Source organism: Photorhabdus kayaii (genome assembly GCF_025384895.1).
Classification (GTDB): domain Bacteria; phylum Pseudomonadota; class Gammaproteobacteria; order Enterobacterales; family Enterobacteriaceae; genus Photorhabdus; species Photorhabdus kayaii.
Genome location: NZ_JAJAFZ010000033.1, coordinates 1 through 26,248, shown reverse-complemented (window position 1 = coordinate 26,248; position 26,248 = coordinate 1). Strand labels below are relative to the sequence as shown.

17 protein-coding genes are annotated in these 26,248 nt (G+C 43.8%); 11 read left to right on the top strand and 6 right to left on the bottom strand.

Annotation, left to right across the window (positions count from 1 at the left end):
* Positions 1-191: 191 nt before the first annotated feature.
* A complete protein-coding gene (locus tag LGZ98_RS13335; protein ID WP_046976796.1) occupies positions 192-899 on the top strand; it encodes a HAMP domain-containing protein in 708 nt (235 codons plus the stop codon).
* Positions 900-1,077: 178 nt separating this feature from the next.
* The gene (locus tag LGZ98_RS13330; RefSeq protein WP_262978173.1) at positions 1,078-2,568 is read left to right on the top strand and encodes an insulinase family protein; all 1,491 of its coding nucleotides are present in this window, start codon (positions 1,078-1,080) and stop codon (positions 2,566-2,568) included.
* Between the two features lie 42 nt (positions 2,569-2,610).
* On the opposite strand, the gene LGZ98_RS13325 is transcribed toward LGZ98_RS13330, so the two are convergent.
* Positions 2,611-2,817, bottom strand: a complete 207-nt coding sequence (locus LGZ98_RS13325) for a 2-hydroxymuconate tautomerase family protein (RefSeq protein ID WP_011144704.1) — start codon at positions 2,815-2,817, stop codon at positions 2,611-2,613.
* 55 nt (positions 2,818-2,872) lie between these two features.
* Complete coding sequence (gene yhjD, locus LGZ98_RS13320; RefSeq protein ID WP_113041149.1) at positions 2,873-3,865, bottom strand: inner membrane protein YhjD; 993 nt, start codon at positions 3,863-3,865, stop codon at positions 2,873-2,875.
* Between the two features lie 182 nt (positions 3,866-4,047).
* Here yhjD and LGZ98_RS13315 point away from each other — a divergent pair, with 182 nt between their 5' ends.
* The gene (locus LGZ98_RS13315; RefSeq protein WP_113041148.1) at positions 4,048-4,731 is read left to right on the top strand and encodes a DUF6973 domain-containing protein; all 684 of its coding nucleotides are present in this window, start codon (positions 4,048-4,050) and stop codon (positions 4,729-4,731) included.
* A gap of 238 nt (positions 4,732-4,969) precedes the next feature.
* Positions 4,970-5,518 carry a hypothetical protein gene (locus LGZ98_RS13310; RefSeq protein ID WP_113041147.1) on the top strand — a complete coding sequence of 183 codons (549 nt, stop codon included), beginning with the start codon at positions 4,970-4,972 and terminating at the stop codon, positions 5,516-5,518.
* Between the two features lie 337 nt (positions 5,519-5,855).
* On the opposite strand, the gene LGZ98_RS13305 is transcribed toward LGZ98_RS13310, so the two are convergent.
* Positions 5,856-10,298, bottom strand: coding sequence for a hemagglutinin repeat-containing protein (locus tag LGZ98_RS13305; RefSeq protein ID WP_262978172.1), 4,443 nt, complete (start codon positions 10,296-10,298; stop codon positions 5,856-5,858).
* Between the two features lie 65 nt (positions 10,299-10,363).
* Positions 10,364-12,031 (bottom strand): ShlB/FhaC/HecB family hemolysin secretion/activation protein, encoded by a 1,668-nt coding sequence (locus tag LGZ98_RS13300; RefSeq protein WP_262978171.1) that lies wholly within the window; start codon positions 12,029-12,031, stop codon positions 10,364-10,366.
* A gap of 66 nt (positions 12,032-12,097) precedes the next feature.
* On the opposite strand from LGZ98_RS13300, the gene LGZ98_RS13295 reads away from it, so the two are divergent.
* Positions 12,098-12,241: a hypothetical protein gene (locus tag LGZ98_RS13295; protein WP_262978170.1), complete on the top strand. Its 144-nt coding sequence runs from the start codon at positions 12,098-12,100 to the stop codon at positions 12,239-12,241.
* Positions 12,242-12,777: 536 nt separating this feature from the next.
* Here LGZ98_RS13295 and LGZ98_RS13290 read toward each other — a convergent pair.
* Positions 12,778-13,371 (bottom strand): inclusion body family protein, encoded by a 594-nt coding sequence (locus LGZ98_RS13290; RefSeq protein ID WP_262978169.1) that lies wholly within the window; start codon positions 13,369-13,371, stop codon positions 12,778-12,780.
* A gap of 508 nt (positions 13,372-13,879) precedes the next feature.
* On the opposite strand from LGZ98_RS13290, the gene LGZ98_RS13285 reads away from it, so the two are divergent.
* The 6 genes from LGZ98_RS13285 to LGZ98_RS13260 all read left to right on the top strand — a co-directional run bounded on the left by LGZ98_RS13285 (position 13,880) and on the right by LGZ98_RS13260 (position 25,469).
* On the top strand, positions 13,880-14,608 hold the full coding sequence (locus tag LGZ98_RS13285; RefSeq protein WP_113041143.1) for a LuxR family transcriptional regulator: 729 nt from the start codon (positions 13,880-13,882) through the stop codon (positions 14,606-14,608).
* A gap of 364 nt (positions 14,609-14,972) precedes the next feature.
* Positions 14,973-15,383 carry a CorA family divalent cation transporter gene (locus LGZ98_RS13280; protein WP_113041142.1) on the top strand — a complete coding sequence of 137 codons (411 nt, stop codon included), beginning with the start codon at positions 14,973-14,975 and terminating at the stop codon, positions 15,381-15,383.
* 36 nt (positions 15,384-15,419) lie between these two features.
* Positions 15,420-16,247 (top strand): hypothetical protein, encoded by an 828-nt coding sequence (locus LGZ98_RS13275; protein WP_113041141.1) that lies wholly within the window; start codon positions 15,420-15,422, stop codon positions 16,245-16,247.
* 168 nt (positions 16,248-16,415) lie between these two features.
* Positions 16,416-24,275 (top strand): aminotransferase class III-fold pyridoxal phosphate-dependent enzyme, encoded by a 7,860-nt coding sequence (locus LGZ98_RS13270; RefSeq protein ID WP_390904687.1) that lies wholly within the window; start codon positions 16,416-16,418, stop codon positions 24,273-24,275.
* Entirely contained in the window at positions 24,275-25,297 is a 1,023-nt protein-coding gene (locus tag LGZ98_RS13265) for an arylesterase (protein ID WP_113041139.1), read from the top strand. The genes LGZ98_RS13270 and LGZ98_RS13265 overlap by 1 nt, the downstream gene beginning before the upstream one ends.
* Before the next feature lies 1 nt (position 25,298).
* Positions 25,299-25,469, top strand: a complete 171-nt coding sequence (locus LGZ98_RS13260) for a hypothetical protein (RefSeq protein WP_228902698.1) — start codon at positions 25,299-25,301, stop codon at positions 25,467-25,469.
* A 305-nt stretch (positions 25,470-25,774) separates the two neighbouring features.
* Here LGZ98_RS13260 and LGZ98_RS13255 read toward each other — a convergent pair whose 3' ends face one another.
* Complete coding sequence (locus tag LGZ98_RS13255; RefSeq protein WP_240002813.1) at positions 25,775-26,020, bottom strand: hypothetical protein; 246 nt, start codon at positions 26,018-26,020, stop codon at positions 25,775-25,777.
* Positions 26,021-26,248 lie beyond the last annotated feature (228 nt).

Genomic DNA, 26,248 nt, shown 5'->3' with positions numbered 1-26,248 from the left:
TTAGTCATTATCACCATTTAAATATTTACTTATATTTCTGATGGTCATTGATTGCTGCCAAAGGCAATTATTTCAGAAAAATAACGACTTGGATAAGTGAAACGGGATCGCTAGCGATAAAATCAAGTATACTCAATTCCATTGATCACGTGTTATAACTGCGATATCCACAGGCATTGGTTTAAGTGAAAATGAAATTGCGCGTCAAACGTTCGTTAACCATTAAACAGATGGCCGCAGTGACCGGCGTCACGCTGGTGACCATTGCTATTTTTATTACGATCCAATTGTGTCATTTTATACAGCAACGTAAAGATGATTATGTCAGCCAGCTTAATAATGCGGCAGTTCAGGTACAGGCACCGTTAACGGAAGCACTACTTAATTCCGATCTCAGTAAAGCAAAAGAGTTGCTGATAGGGCTGCGCACTGTCGGTATTTTAGGACGTGCGGATGTGGTGTTACCGGAGGATATCCGGGTGATACGATTGAGCTTTGCTACCCATCGCTCAATCCCCGAACTGGCTAAACGTGTTTTTGGGATCCCTGTGGAAGTGAGTATTCCTCTTCATGTTTATGGTTCAGTATCGACAGATGCTAAACCGCTAGGGCATCTGATTTTGCAAGTGGATTCCAACCGAGTATATCGTTTTGTCATTAATACGTTGGCACTGATGCTGACAACTTATTTATTACTGGCCCTTATCCTTACGGTGTCGATAAGCTGGTGTATCAACCGGATTGTTGTGCACCCATTACGAGACATTGCGCGGGATCTTAATAACGATCAACCATCAGAGCCAATGGCTTGCCCTAAATACCATCAGGATGATGAACTGGGTATGCTGATCAGGGGATATAATCGTCAATTTAATAAGCATAAACCTCCGTCATCATGAAACCATTCATGGCGGTTTGAGGTCTAATCCTCAGTTATAATCCTGACAGGATTTCGCCTGCTAAAATTCAGGTTTTTGCTTTTTCTACCGTTATTATTGGTCGAAGGGAACATATTCTGTCATCAATGGTTAAACCTTCGAAGGCTAAAACCAAGGATAGACATTTATAGGGGTTCACATGCAGGGTACGAAAATTCGTTATTTTATTGGTGGGATAATGCTGGCAGTTGCGGGCCAGACGCAGGCAGAAGCCTTGCAGCCTGACCCTGCCTGGAAACAAGGTAAATTGGAAAACGGTTTTAACTGGCAAATTTTGCAGACGCCACAACGTCCTAACGACAGAATACAGTTGCGCCTGGTCGTGAAAACAGGGTCACTGGCGGAGAAAACCCAACAAACGGGTTATACCTGGTTGATTCCGAAAGTCGTGCTTTTTAGTAGCAAAAGTTTATCTTCCACCAAATTAGAGCAGTTATGGAACAGTGCTATTGATCCAAAATACCCACTGCCTCCAGCTATTGTTTCATATGATTTCACACTCTATAGCTTGAGCTTGCCACATAATCGGCCTGAACTACTAAAAGACGCGTTGAACTGGTTGGCTGATGCAGCGGGCAAAGCGGTATTTACACCTGAGACTCTACAACATGCCATGAAAATGGCTGATACATCCGTTGCAACCTATCCACCAGATATACAAGATCCCGTGTGGCGTAGACGTTTGAAAGGTTCAACGCTGTTAGGGCACGATCCGGCACAAAACGCGCCTCAACCTATTGATTTGGAGAAGCTTAAGCAGTTTTACCGGCAGTGGTATACCCCTGACATGATGACGTTATACGTTGCGGGACATGTAGATAGCCGTACTCTGCCGGAAAATATCAATCTAGCGTTTTCATCATTGAAAGGTAAACGCCATACTCCGGCCACCATTGCCGCGTTGTCGCCAATGAAACCGGAGACCATAGGGATTATCAGCGATAAAAAGAAAGAAGATACTTTATCCTTGATTTGGGATCTCAATTGGCAGCCGATTAATGATTCGCATGTGCTTAATCACTATTGGATTAGTGATATTACCCGCGAGGCACTTTATCGCTATCTGCAACTTGGGCTGGAAAGAAAAAATGATAAAGCGTTGAAATTGGGGCTAGATTGTAAAGTCCAGTATCATCGTGCGAGTTGTGCCCTGAATCTCAACACGGCAGCCGGTAATTTAAAACCTGCAATGGAGTATCTGGCGGCTGAATTGGCCACACTACGCGATAAAGGATTGCCGAAGGGACAATTTGATGAGCTATATGCGCAAAAACAAGCACAACTCGGCCAGTTGTTTGCCATGTATGGTCATACCAGTACGGATATTCTGATTAATCAGCGTCTTTTGTCCCAACAGAGCAATGTGGTGGATATCGCCCCTGAGCAGTATCAGCGTTTGAGGCAAGCATTTTTAGCTTCCTTGACCCCTGAAATGCTTAATCGTGAGTTGAAGCAGATCCTTTCACAAGAGGTTGCATTTATTCTGATCCAACCGGAAGGGGAAGCGGAGATAGATGTCGACCAGTTAAGAAACAGCTTTAATCAGATTATGCCGCTGACACCACATAAGGATAAGGTTGATATTCCGGCACAACCACCGATATCTAAGCCTGAGGCAAAAGCTTCTTAGGCAACAAAAAGGGCGGACAATACCGCCCTTCATCATTGGAGGCTACTTTTTAGCCTCAGCTCTAAGTTCAGTCACATTCTTACCGCCGATTCCCCAATTATCAGTATCGACTTCATCAATAATGACAAAAGTTGTCGCCGGATTTTTTCCCAATACATCGGCCAGTAACTGAGTAGCACCTTCAATTAATTGCTTCTTTTGTTCTGCTGTAGCACCTTCACGGGTAATTCTGATATTAACAAACGGCATAAACAGCTCCTTATTCATCGGGTTATTATTAGCAGATCGCTCTGCCTGGGCACATTTATTCGGTATTTTTATGATTATTATCCGCGGTGGCTATCCAGGCAGCGCAGAATAGCGTTAAGCGGGCAAAGAGGTAGAAAAATGTCATCAGGCCGATAACAGAACCAAATGCGGCACCAGAGGGAGAATTAGCGAGGCGTGGTAACGTCATGGTCATAATATATTTGATCACTTCAAAGCCTATCGCTGCCATCAATGTTCCTTTCAATAGCGCTTTACGTTCTGGCTGGTGGCGTGGTAACACCCAGAATAGCCATAGGAAAAGCAGATAGTTGGCTGAAATAGAGATGGCTAATCCAATCAGGACCCAGGATGGACGTAGCCATTCAATGCCATCTAACCCTAACATCTTAACAATAGTTGCTTGGGCGGAGCCTGCGATAGAGGTCAGTGATAGCGTGATCACCAGCGCTAATAATAGCCCAATCAGAGAAATAGCATCACGAAAATATTTAAAATAGATTTTCTCATTATCTTCTTGATTTCGCACCCAGACAGGATGGAATTGTGCAAGAATGGCCTGACGTAAATTACTGACCCAATTCACACCGGAATACAGCGCAATTGCCAAACCGGTTAATCCCACGGTAGTACGTTGTTTAATTGCCGTATTGACACTATTTTTCAGCGTGTTGGCAAGAGTCGGATCACTAATACTGTTGGCGATACCATTAATCAGTTTTGCCAGCAAATCAGGATTAGAGGCCAGAATAAAACCCGCAATGGCGAAAGAGAGCATCAGGATTGGAATAAGTGATAAGAAGGAAAAATACGTTATTGCCGCGCCAAACTGATTACCCATCCGATCATTAAAACGCAGCGTTGCACGGATAAAGTGAGCGATAATAGGAATATTGCGGATATAATTTCCTACTCTGACCGTCAGGGAAATCGCTTTTTTACCGTGATGAATTCCCTTTTCCAAAGGCGTTTTGGATAACCTTTTCGGCTGATGTTGGGTTGTTTCCTGTTTTTCTGCATACTTTGGCATGTATAGCCTCAAATAGTTACCTTGCTTGAATATGAGTAATCTCATCATGCAATATTTCTACGAGATGATTCCGTTGTCAAATCTAAGTCACTTGTCAAAGTGATATGCCACCAGCCTAACGAGATGAGATTGGGAATAAATATCAAAGAGCTGTTAGGAATTTGTTTTTATATTATCGAGAAATGAAAGCTAAATTAAGTAGAGCACTCACTACAGAAGTCGCTCGATTAAAAAGAATCAAAGAAGATCTTGAAAAATCAAGAATAGAAATTAATGAAGCTATTCATGACGGTCAAAACACGGCAATCCCGCCTTCGGTGAAGCAATTAATTTTTGCCAAGTTGTACCCAAAAGAAGCATTGGAAATTGGCCTTTTCAGTAAGGGTTCGACAAATATCACCACTAATGCAGTGCGTTTTGCAACACAAGGTGATGAGAAAAAAGGGACATTCACTCAACCCAAGGAAATGCAGGGTGAAGGAACGCAGGTGAATGCTTTTCGACATACGATTTGGCAGGCGACTCTGGCAGCCAGATATGGGGAGAAAATTGCTAAACATGCAGGTGATGCACATGAAGTTGACCCTCGGGTTGATCTGAATATCCGGCAATTTGCAGTTCTCAATGACGCTGATCAAACTATTGATTTACTTAATAACCAAATAGGCCGTCATATTGGGTTGAATTCAAATACAACGTCAATGAAAACATTAGCGCTCATTGCATTAGAGAAATTTCATAAAGAAGGGTTGTATGTTGCCGTTAAGAATGCTCATGGCTACGAAGTTGTTAAAGAAAAAATTTCCAATGTACAATACGCTTATATGAAGTCTGTATTTGAAAGCCTTGATGAAAACGGTAAATGAAAAAGTATAACTCATTGAAAAATAATCTATAATAAAAACATCAGATGAAAATCTGAGGTTTGTGTTAAAAATAGAAAAAATTATTACATATAGTTACTATGTATAAATTATACTATATACATCCTGGTATAAAATGCATTCAAAATCCTCGAAAATAATTACTCATAAGTGACGTTTTATTATAATATAAGAAAGAAGTATGAGTGAAAATTAGCTATGCATAAGGGGAAAATTGAAGATGAAATTAATGAATAAAAATTTGTCTATTGTTTTAATCATATTTGCTATTTTTGTCTCTGTTTATTTTGTTTTTTTCAAAAAATGGGATGTTAGAGAGGCCATTGCCGATTTTGCCAATGAACATTGCAAAATAAATCAGGAATGCTTAATTGATTTAAATGAAATAACACCATTTCATTGGGATCGTGCCTATATCTTTTCTACAGGAACTCGTCCTAAATCTATAGAAAAGGCGATTGGTATGCATTATCAATTTATTGATGTCGGGGTAAAATTCATTTTTATCAAAAACAAAAAAATCGTTTATTCTGAAGAATATTTTCCTTATCCTGATTATCGTGACAAAAATCAAATTGTACCTAATTTTGCCAGTTTACTATATCCAGAGAGTAATTACCCTGAATATTATTTTTTAACAAAAGAAAACAGTCAACTGTTTATAAAAAGATATCATGGCACATCGAACAAACGTAAGCGTAATATGTTCTATGAGATATCTCCCTCAAATGAAAATCAATCTGAAAGAAACAACTCATATAGGAAGTAGTCGCTTATTTTTATAGAGAATATTGTTGGAAGTGTAAGGTGTCACGGTTTTGCTTTACAGTTAGCTGGCATTTATGATGGTTTAAAAGACATGTTAGCTCTACTATAGTATGAAAGTGGAAAAATATAGAGCCCTTTATGCTAACCTGTGACTTATAGTAGTTTTTAAGTTCTAAATTTCGTTTGTAAATTTTAAACATAATTATATTCCCAAGTCATTTATTAATTTTTGATATTATGAAAAAGCATTAATATTGTCAATTGGAATTATTGAAATATTCAATATAGGTAGCAATAAAAAGATCCCTCATTTGAAGGATCTTTTATAAAAGAACAAATTAATCAGATTTACGATTAATTATTTCGCCATTAGTTGTACTACTTTCGGTTTCATTACTATAAGTTTTCACCAAAGGTATTTTGCCGGACAATACACCTTCCTGAACTGCTTTAACTATTCCGCTAACAGAATCAGGTAATGCAACATTGCCACCTTTACTATTGTCATAGCCGGTAACAGATTGTTGCTCCACATTTTGGGTATTAAGAATGACATTACCTTGCACATTGCCAATCTGCCCGCCAATCAGATGAGTATTTCCTGTTACATCTAAATTAACCCCTTGATTACCGGAAATAGCCGATTGTTCGCCGACATTTTCTCGATCTTTAATATCGACATTGCTCTTAAGTTTACCTGTAACCCCATTAATACCTTTAATATTATTAAGACTATTAAATGCGGAGGTTAATCTTTCCTGCCATCCTTTCGGTTGTGGCTCTTCGGTTGGATTTTTAGTTGGATCATCTGTCAATACCTCATCTTTCGACACATCGTCTTTAGACGAATTATCCTTAGTTGACTCGTCTTTAGGGATATCGTCACTTTTTACTTTGGATTCTTTGGTGTAATTAATACCAGCATCAACACCGGCATTTAACCCATGTTCAGTATCCTTACGGCTTTCAACTCGTAGATCACCACCAATACTGCCTTTTACCTGATCCGCCTCTATTCGTGCTCCGGCAACTGTTGTATCACCGCCGCTGTTGATAACGACATTTTCACCTTTAATATGGCTATTACGTTGGGTTGTTGCTTGCAGGCGATCAATCCCTACTTTGACTTCCCCGCCAAGGCTCTGTTTTGCGGTGGTGGTTGTACTGTCATCTTCCGCTTTCTTAATCGAGCTTGCATTACCTCCATTGCCTTTCAGGTTAAATTCCCAACTATCGTTGTTAATGCGATCCTGAGCGGATACCAGTTCAACATTACCTTGTTTAGCGTTCAAGTCGATTTGCTTACCGGTCACTTGAACACCTTGCAACGTCAAGTTATTGCCTGCACTCAGGTTGACACCTTGCTTACCGCCAATTTCACTTACCTGAGCTGTGGTACTATTTTTGCTATCTGTGTTGTAACCGCCGCCAAGACCGATATGAACATTCTTGCCCTCTGGCGAGTTTCCCCCTTTAGCAGATGCTTCTCCGTTATAACCGGTTGCTGTTTTCGTCGTGCTATTGGTGGCATTATCAAAATGGATATCACCTTTAGCATCTATATTAGCTTTACCAGAGCCAGCATTCAGAGATGTGCCTTGATATTCAGTATCCCTTTCGACGCGGATATTAATGTCATCCGCAGCGGTAATCCGGCTAGTGACTGCTGTGGTAGTCGCAGTATGGCTGCTTTGTGTGCCGCCTTTGCCTTTACCATTACCGGAGATATCTTCACCGGTGGTGGTATAGACACGTAGGTCAGCATTGCCGCGGGTTTCACTGTGGCTGCTTTCGTGGTGATTCTGTGCTGCTTCACTGTTATGGCTACCGGCAGTCAGTGTAACGTTACCTTTATCAGCACGATATTGAGTACCCTGATCATACAGCTCGCCATTGGTTCTGATAACAACATTGCCGGCCTGAACAGAGGTTACAACCGCTTCGGACTTTTTGTTTGCAGTCTGGATACTACCGCCGTTGGCGGCAATATCCGCCCCGAAATTAGGCGTGCCTTTGTTGGTTAAAGTGCCATCCAGCGCAGATTTAGCCGGTTCTTTAACCACTTTCTCTATCGGGCGAGTAACAGCGCTATAATCGACATTGACACCAATATCCGCGCCAACCTGTAGTTTGTGGTTGGCATTTGATGTCGTATTCGATACAGCCAGATTGCTGACTTTGCCTGCCTCAGCGGTATAAGTGCCATTGACTTCATGCTTTGTCCCTTCCTGAACCAATTCACCGTTGGTTGTAATATTCAAATTACCTGCGATTTGAGAACCGGAAACAACGGCAGTCGTACTGGTATGATTGTTGTTGTTACTTTCATAACTACCATGAATACCAGAACCGACTTTATCGATTCCTCCCGTAAGATAGGCGCCAACGTACTTTTTACTCTGAGATTTCTCTTCGGATTTTTTATTATCCGCGGCTAACAGATGAACATTCGCGCCGGTGATCTTCGCATCACCTGTAGTCGTCACCAGATTAGAACCACTCAGGGTGACATCTTTATCAGCATCGATAGTCATGCTACCTCCACTCAACGTGGAAGCTTGCTGTGTTATCGTCTGATTTTTTTGACTGTTACTGGTATGTTCAATGCCTATTCCGGCACGATACTGTTTATCCCCCTTTGGTTGGAAGTGGCTTTGCGGCTCCAGAGAAGTGCTTTGTTTATCAGCCTGTTTCTGTTCGCCATAAGAGAGCACGTTGATATTACCGGATGTGTTCAGGCTAAGCGCGCCGGTACTTTGCACCTGACTGCCAATAATATTGATATCTTCATCACTGAGTAATTTGAGCTCTGCTTCAGAAACCAATTCGCTGCCATGAGATTTCTGTTGCTGGCGATTGGTTCTTTTTGAGCTATTAGTGATGTTAAGTACTGTGCCCGTTCGCTCATCAACTTTGTGATTGATATGACTGACCGCATTATCGATGGTTAATTCGCCACTATTAGCATTTACAAAAGCACCTTGGACCGCCTTCACTTTGCTGCCGGTAATGGCGATACCCTCATAGCCTGACAGCAATAAACGCCCATTGGCTGTCAATTCAGATGCATGGTTGGTTTCTTTTAACTCACTGTTGTCTTTATTCCCACCGCCGCCGAGACCTCCCCAGTATTTTTTATCATCACGTATAGCCCGGCTATCAGCCGTTTTCTGAACATCGATTTGCAGTTGTTTACCAGCTTCTAATGTCAGATTTTGACCTGCATGGACTTTTGCCCCAAGAATTTCAGCACGAGTTCCTGCCTTAATATTAAGATTAGTTCCTGCTTGTAATTCACTGGCAATCAAACGCTCGGTCTGTTTACTCTCTTCCCAACTTCCGGTCTGCAATTTAGCCGTGTGATTTTTTTTGTGACCTGTTTCCGAGCTTTTTTCTGTCTCAGTCAGACCGGCAATTTGAACACCTTTTTTCGCTGTAACCGCTAGCTCACCTTTAGCATCTATTTTGCTGCCAAGGATCTTAACGTCACCTTCCGTCGCATTTAAGCTCGCATTTCCTTTGGCCTGGATATTGTTTCCTGCCTGATGCAGTTTTTCACTTTCCTGAGTGACCTCATGGCGCCAGGAATAACCCTGTTGGTTATTAATATTTTTAGTGGATTGCTTTAATTGCTGCCCATCTAAAGTGAGATTAGCACCACTCAGATTCACATCATCACCTACGATATCCGTGGCTGTAATCCGGTTATGACTATTGGCGACTAATGAAATATTTTTGCCTTCAAGCTTAGTACGAGCGAGTGACTGACTACTTTTACTATCATTGGTATAAGAACCGCTGAAATAGCTTTGGTAATTATTGCTACCATCACGGCTATATGATGATTCGCTGACTTTACCTTTTACCTCAATATCATTACCCAAAAGATCAACATTTCCACCTCGTAGATGTGCTGCTTCTAAATTGAGATTGCCGTGGGAATCAACAATAATCTCATCACTGGCAGTAAGAGTACCTTGTAAATTAACTCCACTGCCTTTTGCAGTATTGAGTAGACGGATACGTCCGGCTTGCATACTCCCCAGATAATAGCTGTCCAGCACACCGGTTAACGTTTGCTGAGAATTAATGACTTCTCCTGTGGCTGAGGTTTTATTTTCACCACTGATCGCATTAATCTCTTTTTGAGCGGTGACTGGGCCCCGGTTGTCAATTTTCGGGGCGATAAGATCAAGGATCGCATTGGCGATTAAACCATCCGATTTAATTTTCAGGCTATTCTGATTATTAAACGTACTGAAACCTTGCAAATTACCTTGTTCTATCAATGGATTACCTACAACCAGAGAAGCGCGGTTAGTATTGATAAAACCACATCCATTACAGGTGATGCCGTTCGGGTTTGCCAGTACATAATCTGCTGCTATACCAAACACTTCCTGTTGACCTAATAACAGGGAAGGGTTCCTGCTGATAACTTCATTCAGAATCAGGCTAGCAGCTTGACCATTCAAATTAGGGTTAGCGGCAAGCTGCCCCGCTAATTGTGATTGCCCCTCCTTAAGCGCATTATTTAGAACGACACCCATCTGGCCGACGTTGTAATCCAGATATTGGTTATGTGACAACCCGGAAGAGGAGGGCGTCACGATATTCACAACCGTTGCTTTACCTTCGGCAGCGAAAATATCGGGATGGTGTGCTGGATCGCCACCACCAACGATTTCACTGGCAAAACTGGTAGAACAAGAGACAAGAATGATTGCCATAGAAGCGGTAAGCTTGCCGGTAGGAGATAACCTGAATTTTTTGTTTTTCATACATTAAGTCTCTATCTATTTAGTTATATTGCTGTGTGTACAGCGTTGGGTACTGCTTAAAAACATCAAAAGGTGTAAGAAAAACGGACTAGCACCTGAATGGGTTCATCAGATGCTCGGCGATTAGAAAGTAACTTTCCTCGACTGGTTTCTAGATCGAATACCATGCTCTGGTATCTCAGTGTGGCGCCAGAACTGATTCCGGCGCTGCTTTGCCAGCCTTGTGGGCTGCGATATCCTTGAACCCGGCCAATATCAATACCGATACGCATTGATAATGTGCTGTTGGCGAGGGGAAACGTCCGGGACAGTGTATTTTGCAGATACCAGCCGTTATCCCCGGATAGTGTATTTTTGCTAAATCCCCGGACTGCATTCCGATCAGTGATATTCAGCCATTCGACGCCGGGCAAACCGCGCTGATTGTATTGCCCATAAAACAGGTTATTGAGCTGATAAGGCGAGTTGAACAGCATAAAACGCTGATGTAGATTGACCATCAACTTGCCTTTGGTGAACTGCTTATCGAGATAGGCGGTTCCGGTTTGTGCTCCAAACCAAGGCAAACCCTGTTCAACACTCAGATTGAGCGTGATTAATCCGGTTGGAATGATATGTAAATGATTAACACCGAGTTCAAAGACACTCAATGTTTGGCTACTGACACCAATCTTGGCATCGTTAAAGTAATTATTGTAATTCTTGTAAGTTAATTGCCCGCTGACACTATTAATCTGAGATTGATTACGATAGAAGGCAAAATCGGAACGCATGCCGATTTGCTGAGTATCACCATAAATCTTTATCGTTCTCATTTTTAAATGGGGATGGCTGGCATATTGGGAATAACTACCAAACCCACTGAATGTTGCTGCGCCATAGGGCACTGAATAAAGCAGAGTATAAGCACGGCTATACCGGTTGGATGGGCTATCTAACGTACTACTGGCATTCAGACTGATGAAATCGGATAAACCAAATGGGCTGTCAAAACTGACATTTGTGCGGACCAGCCATTTCCCAGTGCTCTTTTGCCCATAATTATCAGTTTTGATATTCAATAACCCAGGCTTACTGCGCTGATTATGTAATTTAATCACCGAACCACCATTCACCGCTCCCGGTAAAATATCTAGGGTGGTTTTATTGGACTGTAGCCGGTTAGCCTGATCTAAACCCTGATCGAGTTGTGTAATATTGAGTGGTTGTTTTTCCAGACCGGGAAATAACATCCTACTATTCACCCAGCGATCACCGCCTTCGATTTTTTCAATAAACCCTTCGATAACATTTATCCCTAACTCTCCATCGGTATTAGGCGCAATAAACTGAATACGGGCGGTGATATAGCCTTTACTGATATAAAGCTGAGTCAGTTCGTGGCTGAGCCGATTGATATCATGACTGCTGATACACGCCGGGGATAAAGCGCTGAGCGTACTTAAATCCCGAATCGAGAGCAGAGATATCCCTTTAAGGTAAACGCCGGTTAACGGCAGACATTGCTTAGATTCCGGCAATACTGACGCAGGCGTTGACTCAGGAACGGTATTAGCCTGCTGCTTTAATTGCTGATATCGGCGTTGTTCTATCAATTGGTTAATTTCCCTAGAACTATCTTGCAGAGTTCTTCTCGCTTCAGTCATTGGCAGATCATCATTTATCTCTGCCGGTGAGGCGATTATCTGAAAGGAAATACAACCTAATATGAGAATAGATATTCTTTTTATCATTAATTCACCGATAAGGATGATATTTTATGCCATAAAACATAAATATAGGGTGATAGCCTGATCGTAATGACATATACCCAATGGATTTCAAGATGCATCGCGACGGCAAGGGAGCGCAGCCAACAAAGAGGCAACTTGAAAGATAACGGGTATACATATTGGCTAATTTATTCGTTATTAAAGCACACTATTGGTTATATCTTGCTCTGATTAGTGGGTGGCGTTTCTTTTATATCTCGATTTTCTATCAGAAATTTTAATTAGTCGGTTATTAGGATAATAATGAGTTAATAAGAGCCATGATTTTATTGCTTATTAATGAATTAACTTAAGTGGAATAAGTAACGGGTGGTGTTTTAAAAAAATAGATAAGGCTGTACTAGGAAGATTTTTAAATAAAGAAAAACTTAATCTAAGAAAGTAATAATAAGCTAAATTTTAATTTTCTGTTATTTAGCTTGATAGACGATAATGTCAGATGTAATAGTTCTTGTAAGTTATTTTAGCTAAACAAATAGATAATAGAAAGAATATCCTCTGAATTGATGACAGAATAATTGTCGGAAGATTGTTGAATTTATGGTGAGGAATAGAGTTTACCTGGATGTTATAAGATTTTATTTATAAGGCAATAATATTATTATATAAATTAGTGTTTGTTACAGACATTTAATTAAATTGAAAAATAAAAATACTGGAAAATTATTTTAATAATTTTCCAGTAGAAAATGAAAATATACAAATGGTTAGCTATTAGTTACTTCAACATATGGATCGTATCGATAATAACCTAGGAGCTTTTTACCGTCATAAGCGGCAAAGAACCATGTATATTGTTCTACACCTGGTTTATGAGCTGTTGCTTGGAAATAACTATCTTGAGATTCGACAAAAATTATCTTAGGTTCATCCTCATTCGCATTAATACCTGAAGGGACCATTGGAACTTTTTTGCCCATAGGGTTTTGTGACCATATTTGTGATGGGACAGAGATGACATCGTCTCCTATACTAAGCTTTTTGAATTTATACAATATAATCGTATAGTCGAAATTATTAGATACCGTTGTAGCCCTCCACCTAATATTTGCATTAATGGGAACAGTGACACGGGCACCAGATGAACTCGCCACTTTCAATCCAAGCTCTGGAGTATAATTAGCTATATATACATGCTGACGGATAATTGTTGGATCTTTAGGGTCCAGAGAACTTTTAAGATTATTAGTACGAAGATATTCAATAATTGAATCAATATCAATAACAAAGGTTACATCAGCTGTAATAGAGTTCTTGGTTATAGCAATATCATCTTTACCCTGAATGACTTCACTCATCATAACACCTCTTACATATTTAAATTATTTATTGGGAATTGAAAGGTTATTTGCTTGCTCATTATTATTATTATAACTTTCTTTTTATATAATTAACTATTAAAGTTGAAACAGCTACTGGTATAAATCATAGTTTATATGGGAAAATTACTCATATATTTATCAGGTACTACTTCATATAGTTCAGTATTTTAGTTAATTTATTTTTGCGAAAAATAAAACATGAAAACTTTATATTAAGACATTAAATAATCATTTATATTTCATTGAAAGCGATTTAATATTCTTAATATGACTATAATATGTTTTTATATATATTGTTTTACCTGATTATTAAAATTTCAATCTTATTGATATAATTTCTTTTGTTTACGAAAAATACATTGTGGCTTATCAAATCTTGCTTCTGTATAACAGTAAATAATTATTTTATTTATTAAGTGTAAATTTTGATACTATAATAAATATTAGGGTTCACTATCAATATTCTTAATTTTCAAGAGGACGTTGAATGAATATTTATCGACCATATACCTTACCCTATAATTTTCATAAATTAGATGTAGATGTACATTTTGTGGCTGAAATTTGTGAGCTTATTAACAAAATTTCGGGGTTTAGTTTGTTCTCCCTTTTATTAAAAGCGCGCTTTCCTATCTCTAATCGAGACGTATATTTCTTTAATAATTATCATGAATCTTGGAGAGCCCTTTATATAGAAAAAAAGTATTGGATGATTGATCCCGTTCTAAATTTCCGACCTGTGCCACCTTCTTTTTCAAAAATATGGGACTTGGATTTTTTTTCCAAATCTAATGGGCAAGAGCTTTGGTATGTTAATCAGAAATATGGATTTCGTTCTGGGATCACCTTTGGTCTTCCTGCATTTTCAGGAACTTATGGAATATTTTCTGTTGCGGGAAAAGATGGGCCTATTGATAACGAGACAATGTATAAATGTAGTGGAGAAATTTTAGGAGTATATATTAGGATAATAAGATACTTAACATCACACACAAAGTATTTACAATCGTTCTATATCGATAATACCTCATTTTCACATAGAGAATTAGAAGTATTAAGGTATACCGCAGATGGGATGACATCAATTGAAATTGCATCAACCATTTGTGTCACTAAAAGTACAGTTGATTTTCACCTAATGAATATCGTCAAAAAACTGGATTGTAAGAATAAATTCCAGGCAATAGCTAAAGCGGCATTACTTGGCTATATATAACTGATATACCCGTTATCCTTCAAGTTGCCTCTTTGTTGGCTGCACTCGCTCACCCCGGTCACATAGTTACCTATGCTCCCGGGGATTCACTCCCTTGCCGTCGCGATGCATCTTGAAATCCATAGGGTATATCTTTATTGGGCAACACGATGTAAATGAAAATGAGGTTAAGATTGACATGAACGGTATTACTATGCCACGATTAGAACAACCGATTCATTATTCTAAAACAAAACAATTTGCAGATTTCTAATTATATATCTCCAAGATTATATAATCATTTTTTCAAGGCGGATTTTTATAAAGGTGCTTATTATATCATAAGTATCTTCTTTATGTATTAATAATAATCAGGAGAAATACAGTGGCTAATCTCAGAGAAATACTGATTGCCTTTGGTTGGGGGGGTATTGTTGTCGGGATTATGATGGGTGGGTTAATAGGAATGTATGCTTTTAAAGGGCCATTCCGTGCACCTAAAGGTCATGAGAGCTATACAGACTTAAATCGTAGGATGCTCAGGCTAGCTCATATTGCTTTTATCATGTTGCCGTTGATTTCTATCTTATACGGTATGAACATTGACGATTTACAGGTTCCTTATATTTACAAGTATTACGCAACAATCTGCATGATGATTCTTTCTATCGGAATCCCTGTATTATTGATTGCCTCGTGTTTTTATTTACCGTTCAAGTATGTTCAGGTTATTCCTTTTAGCTGTGGGATGTTTGCATTAGTTGTAATGGCCGTGGGCAGGGTGTTAGCCCTGTAATCTATTAATCGTAGTCTTTATATTGAGATTTTAATCATGGAAAAATTACCGAGTGCGCGTCAACTCGGCAGGGATGCTATTGCTGCAACCGTCGAAAATAACCAATATCAGCGTAATCATCAGTTTGCAAAGCGATTAATCGATCGCATTGAAGCGCACCCGCTGATGAGAAACCCAATTTTGTTAAAGATGAATAGCGGTGAGTTCGACATCAGCCAGATGAGGATATTCCATCTGGAGTTTTATCACGCCTTCGCCCAAGTATTTACCGATGCGGTGATCGAAGCGTTGGGCTCAGCAAAACAGCTGGAAGGGCGTTTGGGTGCGCGGGCAAAAATGGCAGCTCGTTTTTTGCTGCAAATTAACCTGCTAGATGAGTTAGGTTTCCACCCAGGAACAGGCTCTGACAGTGGCTATAACGGGCAACCAGCACTGGCTCACTATGTGCAATTCTTCAACACCATCGAGCAATTGGGGATGAGTGAGAATGAGGTGAAAGCTTGGTTTCCGATGTCCAGTTCAGTGGCATGCCGCGCGACATTTGAAAATGCCTACGGTGACTACCCTCAGTTGGTGGCACTATTAGCCGTTGCTGAAACAGTGTTCCACGACTTTGCTACGCCTTGGGCGAAAAGCGTGGGTGTAGCGACAGATATTGATGTGTCTACCGGTTATCACAGTATTCACGTAGAGACCGAAACCGGTGGATCAATTGAAGACGGTCATTCTGAGGATGCTTGGATCTTATTCTGTCAGGCGATTACCGAAGATCGCTTTGATGAAATGGAACAGAGAGTAGACCTGTGGCTGAAAGTATGGAATGACTTCTGCAACGATCTGCTAGCGGGTCGTGCTGCAAAATAATTTCAGGCTAATTTAACTTTTCATATATATACCCTATGGATTTCAAGATGCATCGCGACGGCAAGGGAGCGAATCCCCGGGAGCATAGATAACGATGTGACCGGGGTGAGAGAGCGCAGCCAACAAAGAGGCAACTTGAAAGATAACGGGTATAAAGAGCTAATCATTATGCCGTCCCACCAGTTGTTTAACAGGGGATTTAATTCCTTCAACCAACTATTGCCAGAACTTGCTGTTCAACATACCGACAAGACGGCATTTGAGTTTTTACGAAGTTCTAGGGAGATACAAAATCAAAGCTATGGGCAATTGCACCAACGCGCAGCATCATTAGCAAGCGCACTTCAGCAATATGGTCAGCGCGGTGATAGGGTTATTTTACTTTATCCAGACGGTGAAGATTTTATTGGGGCGTTTTTTGGCTGCCTTTATGCAGGAATGATTGCTGTCCCGGTCCCTATGCCAGCGAAATCCTCAGGAAATGCGTGGGAGCGTTTTATTGGCGTTTTACGCAATGCGAAAACAGAATTTATTGTAACAACCGGGAAAGGAACCGAAACGTTAATACAACTGACTTTACCGTCACCTCCACTTATTTTTACTTTTGATAAACCGGAAGCGATATCACTGCCTGCGGGATATCGCCTCCATTATCTTGAACGCCATTTTGCTGGGGTATTTAATCCTGCGCAGATGACTGACACCGATCTGGCATTTTTACAATACACCTCAGGCTCCACGGGTACGCCAAAGGGAGTGATGGTTACCCACGGCAATCTGTGGGCAAACTCACAGGCTATTCACCACTATTTTGGTCATCACAGTGAAAGCCGCGGCATGATATGGCTGCCGCATTTCCACGACATGGGGCTTATCGGTGGACTGCTACAGCCCGTGTATGGGGCGTTTCCATGCCGGGTGATGTCACCAATGATGCTGATGAAAAACCCGCTTAACTGGTTAAAACAGATCTCAGAATATCGTGCGACTACATCGGGGGGGCCCAATTTCGCGTACGATCTTTGCGTACGTAAAATTAGCCAGCAACAGGCTGAAGGTTTAGATCTCTCCTTCTGGGATGTGGCGTTTTGCGGGGCTGAGCCTATTCGTCCTGCTACATTGCGCCAGTTTGGTGAGCATTTTGCCCATACTGGCTTCCGTGCTAAGGCATTTTTACCCTGCTATGGCATGGCGGAAACCACGTTGATCGTTACCGGCATGGATAAAGGTCAGGGAATGGTCGTTACCAATGAAGATGAAAAAGATCCCGGTGTTGTCAGCTGTGGTCAGGCGTTGCCAAATACCGAAGTACGCATTGTCGACCCCGTTAACCTGCGTGCGCTGGAGGCTGGACAAACGGGAGAAATCTGGTTGCGTGGGCCCAGCATTGCGAGCGGTTACTGGAATAATGCTGCTGCGACAGCAGCTACTTTCCATGCTCAGATCGAGAATGAATCGGCACACTGGTTGCGCAGTGGTGATTTGGGGTTCCAACAGCGAGGATCGCTGTACGTTACTGGGCGTGTGAAAGAACTCTTGATTGTCAATGGTCAGAACCATTACCCAACAGATATTGAGGAAACGATCCGGAACGCTGATGCTCTGCTGGCCAATGCCACCGTCTGTGTTTTTGCCAGTGACATTGCGCAGACAGAGCAGGCCGTTGCCTTGCTGGAAATCCCGGAACGCGCCAAAGAGTCTGTTGATACAGCAGCGTTAAACGACCGCCTGAATGCAGCAGTGGCAGACCGGCATGGCATAACACTGGGTGAGTGGGTATGGGTTGGTCGACGGGCGATTCCACGCACGACCAGTGGCAAACTGCAACGAACTCGTGCCAAGGCAATGTACCAACAGGATGCATTAGTTGTGCAATGGAGCAGCCGAGCGGTTCAACCACAACCGGCCTGTACAGATGGTGGTCTGTTTCACAGTGTGCCGGCGCTAGCGTCATTTATTGCAGGTATTATCAGTACGGCGGTTAACAGGACCGTTAACCAACAGCATTGGGATGATGCGTTCACGACATTTGGGCTGAACTCGTTGCAGGCCGTTGGTGCGATAGGTGAGTTGGAACAGCATCTGGGCCGTGAGCTTTCTCCATCGTTGATTTACGATTATCCGACCATCAATAAACTGGCCGTGGCACTGTTGCAGCCTGCGGAGCAAAAAGCCGCGGCTACGGTGGCTATCACTGACGATGCTATCGCGGTGATAGGAATCGGGGTTGAATTGCCGGGGCACAGCGGCGTTCAGGCGTTATGGTCGTTGCTACAACAAGGACAAAGTACGACCGGAGATATTCCCGCTCACCGTTGGGCTGGCTCGGCGTTAAGCGGTTTTAATTGTAAAGGCAGTTTCTTTGACACCGTAAGTGAGTTTGACGCTGGCTATTTTGGGATTTCGCCGCGTGAGGCTGAGTATATTGATCCGCAACATCGCTTGTTGTTAGAAACCGTGCAGCAGGCATTAACTGATGCGGGGTTAAAGGCTTCCACCTTGCGGGGAAGTGATACCGGGGTGTTTATCGGTATCAGCGCCAGTGATTATGCTTTGCTCTCGGGCGCTCGGGTTTCTGCCTATAGCGGGTTGGGTAATGCGCACAGCATTGCGGCTAACCGCATTTCCTATGTTTATGATTTCAAAGGGCCAAGTGTCGCAATTGATACGGCCTGTTCCTCTTCTCTGGTCGCGATTGACACGGCGATACAAAGCCTGCGTTCGGGGCGTAGTACGCTGGCTATCGCTGGCGGCGTGAACTTGGCTCTGACACCGCATTTACAGACCGTCTTTACGCAGGCGCATATGTTGGCGCCAGATGGCCGGTGTAAAACCTTCGATGCACGGGCCGACGGATATGTGCGCGGTGAAGGATGTGGCATCGTCATTTTAAAACCACTGGCACAAGCACTGACCGATGGTGACCGGGTTTATGCCACTCTGGTAGCGAGTGCCATCAATCAGGATGGTCGTAGCAATGGGATCACTGCGCCGAATGGCCTATCACAACAGGCGGTTATCGCACGGGCGCAGGCCGAGGCGGGCATCAATAGCAACCATATCGATTACGTGGAAGCACACGGTACCGGTACGGCATTGGGCGACCTGATTGAATTTCAAGCGCTGGAGGCGGTGTTCGCGCAACGCCATCAACCCGCAGCGGTGCAGGTGGGGTCGATCAAGACGAACATTGGTCATCTGGAAGTCGCCGCGGGCGTGCTTGGGGTTGTGAAAGTGGCCTTAATGCTGCACTACCAACAGCGTGTACCTCATTTAAATTTCAAACAAATCAATCCTCATATTGCCGCCATTAGCCGCCGAGTTTCGGTAGCGGGGAACCGCAGTTGTGCATGGGAGTCGGCTGAGGGCCAACGCTATGCAGGTGTCAGTAGTTTTGGCTTTGGGGGAACCAATGGTCACGTGATCCTGCGTGACTGTCCGCAGGCGGCAAAAGGTGAAGAGGAAGCGTTACCGTTAACGTTACTGCTGGTGGCCTCGCATGAAGAACAGGGTTTTAACGCCCAGCGTGACGGTGTATACCGCAGCTTGCAGTTGCAACATGATGCTGACGTCTCGGCGTGGTGCCGTCTGGTCAATACCCGTTATGACCACCCACGCTACCGTGGGTTTGCCTTTGGGGCCAACCGCCAGCAATTGGCCGAGAATCTGATGCAAATCAGCGGTAGCAAAGCGGGCAAAGCGCAGCCTCAGGTCTGGTTATTCCCTGGGCAGGGAACGCAACAAATTGGCATGGGGGCAGCCTTGTATCAGCATCTGCCATATTATCGCAAGTGCTTTGACCAACTGGCTGATACGGTTTTACAACGTTATCAAATCGATATCCGCCAGGCGCTACATGCTCAAGACGACAGCTGGCAGCGCTGTGCTAAAACTTGTCAGTTGTCCCTGTTTGCGTGCAGCTATGCCATAGCAGAGAGTTTGATGCAGCTTGGGTTACGCCCAGCGGCCGTGATTGGTCATAGCCTGGGTGAATATTGCGCCGCGGTTATTGCTGGTCAAATATCGTTGGAGCACGGGCTGGCAATGGTTCACCAACGCGCCCACTTGATGGGCAGTCTGACCCAACATGGCGCGATGGCCGTGGTGTTCAGCGGTGAAGATGAGGTTCGTCGCTACATCGCCCCATGGGCAGGAGAGGTTGCCATTGCTGCGTTTAATACGCCGACGCTGACAACCATTACAGGGAGTACTGCGGCGATTGAAGCCTGCCTGAAAGACATTTCTGGGCTGGGCGGTCATGCCCGGCGTATTAAAACCGCCAACGCATTCCATTCTCACCTGATGGACCCCATCTTGTCAGAGTATCAACTCTGGCTAACGCAACACATTGATTTTAAAGAAGGGAATCTGCCTTTCTACAGCAACCTTGACGGCAAGGTACGTCAATATACGACGGCTGACTACTGGGTCCAGCAAATTCGGCAACCGGTTCACTTTTTGCAAGGAATTAGGGCACTGTTTGAAGAAGAGAAATATACGTTTGTGGATCTGAGTGCAGACAGTTCGCTGGGCAAATTTGTTGTTGTGACAGACCGTGGGCAACACGTATTGGCCGCGGCTGACCATCGACATGAATATCAATCACTGCTGACGCTGCTTGGCTCATTGTGGCAACACGGGCATGACATCGAGTGGTACAGGCTGTACCTCGCAATGGGCCGTGAGGCGTTGACGCTGCCAGCTATCCAATTTTGTAAAAAAACCTACTGGTTGGCGGATGAAAAGTTAATGCAGCCATCATCTTCACATGAGGACGTTATGTCACAACACCACCAATTACGGAGCGAAATAAAAGCGATTATAGCCGGGTATCTTGGGGCGCAGCCTGAGGATTTGGATGACGATCTGCCTTTTCTGGAAATGGGCGCGGATTCGTTGGTTCTGTTGGATGCAATCAATACCATTAAAGATCGTTACGGGGTCGCGATCCCTATGCGCTCACTGTTTGAAGAGTTAAATACACTGGATGCGGTGCTCCACTATGTCGTGGAGCATGCCCAGGTGGCGGAACCCGTTGCTCCGGTTAATGAAAATCGCGGTGCTATGCCCGTTGTGCCATGTGCAGAACCCACGGTAACACCTACATCGGTTCATGCGGGCGAACTCGGGGGGGCGGTATCGGTTGCGGTTCCTGAAACACTGCAAGGCTTGATTGCACGGCAGTTAGAGATCATGTCACAACAGCTTCGCTTACTCAATGGCGGCATAGTTCAACCCGCTCCGGCACTGCCCGCTGTAGAGGCCAGCGCACCAGTGGCGACACTCCCGCAGCCACTGGTGGCTAAACCTATGGTTACGGATAAGGCACAGACCAATGCAACACCGACTAAAGCCGGTGCGCACAACAGTTGGTTAAAAAAGGAAACCCAAAAGGCTTCGCTGGGGGCTAAACGTGACAGACATATTCAGCAACTGACTGAGCAATTTGTCAGGAAAACGGCAAGTTCGAAACATAATGCTCAACAATTCCGCGCCGTCTTGGCCGATAACCGAGCATCTGCGGGCTTCCGTTTATCCACAAAAGAAATGCTCTATCCTTTGGTCGGAGTGCGTTCACAAGGTGCCCGTATCTGGGATGCGGATGGCAATGAATACATTGACTTCACTATGGGATTTGGTGCCAACCTGTTAGGGCATGCGCCGGAATGCGTGCAGCAAGCCGTTGCCGCGCAGTTGTCCCAAGGCATGCAAATTGGGCCACAGAGTTCCCTTGCTGGTGAGGTGGCAACGTTGATCGCAGAGCTGACGGGTCAGCAGCGCGTGGCTTTCTGTAATTCTGGTTCTGAAGCGGTAATGAGCGCCATACGCTTGGCGCGCGCTGTGACAGGCAAAAATAAAGTGGCGCTGTTTAGCGGTTCTTATCACGGTGTGTTTGACGGCATTTTGGGACGCCAACAGGGAGGGGAGACACCAGAGCACGCGATACCTATTGCTGCCGGTACACCAGCGTCACTGGTAGAGGATCTGCTGGTACTTGAGTATGGCAGTGAAGAGAGCCTGGTACTGATTGCTAAATATGCCGATCAATTAGCAGCGGTCATCGTTGAGCCGGTACAAAGCCGGTATCCCAACCATCAACCGCGCGAATATTTGCATGCGCTGCGTAAATTGACGGCTGAACACGATATCACCTTGATGTTCGACGAGGTGATTACCGGTTTCCGTTTGGCTGCCGGTGGTGCACAGGCGTATTACGGCGTGAAAGCAGATATTGCTACCTATGGGAAAATTGTCGGTGGCGGTATGCCAATTGGTGTTATTGCTGGCTCTGCACGCTTTATGGACAGTATCGATGGTGGCTTCTGGCAATATGGTGATGAGTCTTGGCCACAGGCCGAGCTGATTTTCTTTGCGGGGACGTTCTCCAAACACCCGCTGACCATGGCTGCGAGCAAAGCCGTACTCGAATATATCAAGAACCACCCTAGACTCTATGACGATATCAACCAGAAAACGAACGACCTCGCGCAAACGCTCAACACCTGGTTTGCGACGACGGGAACTCCGATCGAAATTGTTTCCGCTGGCAGTTTATTCCGTTTCAAATTTAGCGGTAACTACGACATCTTGTTCCATCATCTCATGTTGCGCGGCATCTTTATTTGGGAAGGCCGTAACTGCTTTGTGTCCACTGCGCACACCACACAGGATATTGAGCTGTTTATCACTGCGGTTAAAGAAAGCCTCAATGCCATGCGTGCCGATGGCTTCTTCGGTGAGGATGGTTTGCAACCTAATACATCTTACCCTGCCACTGACCGCCAACAGCGTTTTACACTGCTGGCCGCTGAGGGGGAGTTGGGGCTACGCGCGGGTAACATTGGTTGCGTCATCGAAACGGCTCGTCAGATCGATGGTTCCATGATGCGCCAAGCCTGGACTCTATTGAGTGAACGCCATGAAGCATTGCGTATGCAGTTCAATGGCACCGGCGAGTTGCAGGTCATGGCATCTTGCGTAGGTGGCGTAGATTTTACCGAAGAATGCAGTGAACAGGCAGAAAATAATGGCCGATTGGCGGCGTTTGCGGCTCAATCGTTCACCTTGTTAACTGCTCCATTGGCTCGTGTATTACTGTTACGGCATGTCGGCGGCTCAACGCTGGCTTTGGCCGCGCACCATACCGTTGCAGATGGTTGGTCATTTATGGTGATGCTGCGCGAACTACTCCATATATATGATTCCATCATGGCAGGACAGTTGCCTGAACTGGCAGCAGCGCCAAGCTATTTGCGCTTTATACATGCGGAAAAGACGGCAAATACTGCCCTCATTGCCCAGTGCTTGGCTAAACTACCAGCACCGCGTTTGAACCCTGCGCGTACGTTACTGGTTATTCAGCAAGTAGCACCATATCAAGGTAAGCGCTTAAAAGGGAGCGTGGATTACCCAGAATTACCGTCTCAGTTACGGAAAGCTGCCGTAAAGCTACGGGTAACTCGTTTTGTGATGTTGAGCGCCTTGTTTGTGTTGGCCTTAGAGAGGTTTATTGGTCACTCTTTGCTGCCTGTTGCTGTACCGAATTCCGGTCGGGATTTTGAACGGAGTGAAGGGCTTGTGGGGCAATGTGTCAGTTTGATGCCGTTTTGTTTTGACAGCGCCGCCAGCTCGTCACTGTCTGAATTTGTTGCTGCGATACATCAAGCTGCGTTGGCTCAGCGTGATGCGTCAGCATTACCAGCTCATTGTTTCCATGGCGAAAGCGCACAATTCCCTGTGCTGGCCACGTTCAATGTTGAACCTCATGCACCGCTGACCGAAATGCGCCAGTGGCAAGCTAGCCTGTCAATGCTGCCCGTCAGTGCAGTTGAGTTCCCGCTAATGGTGAACGTAGTGGAAATGGCTGAAGGGTTGTCAATCGAGCTGGACTATCAGGAGCGTTACTTCTCTGCGCATATAGCTGCTGAGCTGCTGGAACATTACCTGGCTGTGATCAATGTCTTGGCGGAGCAGGGCGTGGACGCAGTGAATCAGCAATTTTATTCACCTGCTGAAGTGGAAGCCTGATGAAAAAGCTGATGGGTATTGCACTGGTTATTGCTGCGTTGGCGTATACGATCAATCTGCTGTTTGATGCGGGCGTTTTCTACCGCGTTCAAGATATTCACATGCAGCAGTGTAGAAAAATAGAGGGTGTCAACGGAGCTGAAGATATCGTGCCGTTGCAAGATGGCGGTGTGTTAATTAGCAGTCTTAACCGCCATGGTAATGCGTCAGGTGCCCTCTATTACTTACAACCGGGACAGGCACCTTTGCTGCTGCCAGGGGATTATCCAGCGGAATTTTTCCCGCATGGTATAGACGTATGGCAACAGGAGGGAAACACCTGGGTTTACGTGGTGAATCATCGTCATCAAGAGGACCGTATTGACGTTTTCCGTTTTGAACGTGCAGCAATGCGGCTGATTTATCAACCTGCGTTGTCACGCAGTGTTGGAAAAAATATCAATGATATCAGTGTCATTGATAAAACCCGCTGGTTGCTCACACGGGATCACGCGTATTCCGGTCTGCTCGGCCGCATTGAAGATTACCTGCGCTTGCCACTCGCACGCGTATTACTGATCGATGATTCTGGGGTGCACACATTGCTCGATGGGTTGCACTTTGCGAACGGTATTTATTATGACCGACAACGGGAACGGCTATATGTGGCGGAAACCACAAGCGGTGCCGTAAGCAGTTGGGCATGGCAACCAGGTGGGACGGCACCTATGTTACTGAGTCGGGCAACCGGCTTGCACGGGGTAGACAATATTATGCCTGATGAAAAAGGGGACAGATTATTGGTGGCCGCACACCCACAACTGCTGAAACTGGCGGCGTACCAAAAGGATGCGCAAGTGCGTTCACCATCTCTGGTCTGGCAGTTGGCGATTGCCTCAAATGGGGAAGCAGAACGCGCTCAGGTGATTCACCAAAGCCATGGTCAGATGTTGGCGGCAATCAGCGTCGCGGCACCGTTGGCTGACCAAGTGGTGATGGGCAGTGTTTTTGATAATGGGCTGCTGATGTGCAGGGGAAACTAGCATGTTGAAAAAATGGTTCTCCCGCCGCTCGACCTTCACCGGCACGTTAGAGGGGCAGACGTTTACCCTGGCAACAGTTGAAACGGTACTCGAAAGCGCTCTGAAAGCCGGTATATCACTGCCTTATAATGTTGTGGTGAAGGTTCTGGTCTGGCGGTGGGTTTGGTGTTGAAAATAACTCATGTCTTTTTGTCTTTCTTTATACCGCACGGCATAACTCCTTTTTTGAACATAGAAAATATGGCTTCTAATTTAGCGTCTTGATTAAAAGAAAATAAATATCGATAAATGCTTATCATATTTAACATGTCATTACATTCGTCATTTACTTCATTTACTTCATTTACTTCATTTACTTCATTTAGAAAAATATCGTATTTGATGTTATCAACTAACTCTTGTTTCTTTCTTATAAGATATCATTTTCTTTTTCTCATATTTTCTTTAACTTGATCCTGGGTAGATATTTTTACTCTATCAAGGATATTCTTTTGTTGCTTTATTATAATCCTCATGAAGATAAAACTCGGATACCAGATCAGAGAAAAAATCACTCCAAACTATATAGTTACATGGTATGTCTTGATCGAAAAAAAGCTTTAATGCCCTATCTTTATTATCAATAATTTTATATTCATTAAATTCTTCAATAGAACCGGATAAAAAATCCGAACTTTTAAAAAATTCAACAGGTTCCATATAAAAATTTATTATCTCACCCATATTAAATCATCCTAAAATTTTACTCCAGAGATCAAAAACTCTTTGTCTGCCTATTTGATTTACGTCTTTCCCAAAAATATTAGTGTTATACCTATCTTTGGATCTAATAATATTACCATTCTCCATGCCTTTTTTAGCTATATTTTGAATGTTAGCTACTTGTTTCGATATGGTATTAATTAATTAATTGATTGATTTAGATTTATTTTATCCAGAGCATTGCATCAA

Excerpts from the sequence above, each read along its gene's own strand:
- LGZ98_RS13290 (WP_262978169.1), bottom strand. The coding sequence starts at position 13,371 with ATGATGAGTGAAGTCATTCAGGGTAAAGATGATATTGCTATAACCAAG.
- LGZ98_RS13315 (WP_113041148.1), top strand. The coding sequence starts at position 4,048 with ATGAAAGCTAAATTAAGTAGAGCACTCACTACAGAAGTCGCTCGATTA.
- yhjD (WP_113041149.1), bottom strand. The coding sequence starts at position 3,865 with ATGCCAAAGTATGCAGAAAAACAGGAAACAACCCAACATCAGCCGAAA.
- LGZ98_RS13270 (WP_390904687.1), top strand. The coding sequence starts at position 16,416 with ATGCCGTCCCACCAGTTGTTTAACAGGGGATTTAATTCCTTCAACCAA.
- LGZ98_RS13325 (WP_011144704.1), bottom strand. The coding sequence starts at position 2,817 with ATGCCGTTTGTTAATATCAGAATTACCCGTGAAGGTGCTACAGCAGAA.
- LGZ98_RS13260 (WP_228902698.1), top strand. The coding sequence starts at position 25,299 with ATGTTGAAAAAATGGTTCTCCCGCCGCTCGACCTTCACCGGCACGTTA.
- LGZ98_RS13295 (WP_262978170.1), top strand. The coding sequence starts at position 12,098 with ATGACATATACCCAATGGATTTCAAGATGCATCGCGACGGCAAGGGAG.
- LGZ98_RS13265 (WP_113041139.1), top strand. The coding sequence starts at position 24,275 with ATGAAAAAGCTGATGGGTATTGCACTGGTTATTGCTGCGTTGGCGTAT.
- LGZ98_RS13335 (WP_046976796.1), top strand. The coding sequence starts at position 192 with ATGAAATTGCGCGTCAAACGTTCGTTAACCATTAAACAGATGGCCGCA.
- LGZ98_RS13255 (WP_240002813.1), bottom strand. The coding sequence starts at position 26,020 with ATGGGTGAGATAATAAATTTTTATATGGAACCTGTTGAATTTTTTAAA.
- LGZ98_RS13310 (WP_113041147.1), top strand. The coding sequence starts at position 4,970 with ATGAAATTAATGAATAAAAATTTGTCTATTGTTTTAATCATATTTGCT.
- LGZ98_RS13275 (WP_113041141.1), top strand. The coding sequence starts at position 15,420 with ATGGAAAAATTACCGAGTGCGCGTCAACTCGGCAGGGATGCTATTGCT.
- LGZ98_RS13305 (WP_262978172.1), bottom strand. The coding sequence starts at position 10,298 with ATGAAAAACAAAAAATTCAGGTTATCTCCTACCGGCAAGCTTACCGCT.
- LGZ98_RS13300 (WP_262978171.1), bottom strand. The coding sequence starts at position 12,031 with ATGATAAAAAGAATATCTATTCTCATATTAGGTTGTATTTCCTTTCAG.
- LGZ98_RS13285 (WP_113041143.1), top strand. The coding sequence starts at position 13,880 with ATGAATATTTATCGACCATATACCTTACCCTATAATTTTCATAAATTA.
- LGZ98_RS13330 (WP_262978173.1), top strand. The coding sequence starts at position 1,078 with ATGCAGGGTACGAAAATTCGTTATTTTATTGGTGGGATAATGCTGGCA.